Source organism: Streptomyces anandii JCM 4720, assembly GCF_014650655.1.
GTDB lineage: Bacteria > Actinomycetota > Actinomycetes > Streptomycetales > Streptomycetaceae > Streptomyces > Streptomyces anandii.
In genome coordinates this window covers 226423-227160 of sequence record NZ_BMVJ01000003.1, presented here as the reverse complement: position 1 = coordinate 227160, position 738 = coordinate 226423, and the positions used below count along the sequence as shown (strand labels likewise).

Genomic DNA, 738 nt, shown 5'->3' with positions numbered 1-738 from the left:
GAACTGGGCTGCGCCGAGGTGCGGTTGACGGCGCTGCGCACCGAGCGCAACGCGCCGGCCCGGCGGCTGGTGGCCGCGCTCGGCGGGGGCGACCCGGACGGCGAGCGCCTGGAGGCGGTGGTCACGCCGGACCGGCTGCGGGCGTTCCGCTCGTGGCACCAGCGGTGAACGCAGTAGTTGACGAGAGAAGGACGTCGTACGTCATGAAGGGCTCCGATGCGTGACATGAACAACGAGGACACCGGACAGCGGGCGGCCGCCGAGGCGATCGAACGCGGCGGAAGCGGCGGCCTGAGCGTCGCCGACCTGCTGGCCAGGGTGACATCAGGGGCACCCGCCACGGCCCCGGCCGCCGCCGCACCGCCCGCCCCCGCCCCCGCTCCCGCCCCGGCGCGGACCGCGGACGACGTGGCCGCCGTCATCGCCACAGCCGCGGGACGGCACCTGCCGGGTGGTCAACTGGCGGTCGACGCCGACTTCTTCGACGCCGGGGGCACCTCCGTGCAGGCCGTGGAACTCGTCGCGGAACTGGAGGCCGAACTGGGCGTCGAGTTCGACCTGGACGAGGTCTTCGCCGACGCCCGCCCCGTCAGCCTGGCCCGGCGCCTGCTCCCGGCCACCGCGCAGGCCGAACCGGTTGCCGTCACACCGCTCGCGCCGGCCCAGGCCGCACCCGCCGCCCAGACGGCCACTCCGCCCCCCGCCCCCGCCGAGGCTCCGTGCACCAGGGCCCGCCGT

General features: G+C 76.4%; 2 protein-coding genes. Both read left to right on the top strand.

The annotated features are described in order from the left end of the window. Positions 1–168: hypothetical protein (locus tag IE249_RS39965; protein WP_189703896.1), on the top strand; the 168-nt coding region annotated here is incomplete at its 5' end. 57 nt (positions 169–225) lie between these two features. After that, positions 226–738, top strand: a 513-nt coding sequence (locus tag IE249_RS36510) for an acyl carrier protein (RefSeq protein ID WP_229857729.1), incomplete at its 3' end; no start/stop codon positions are given.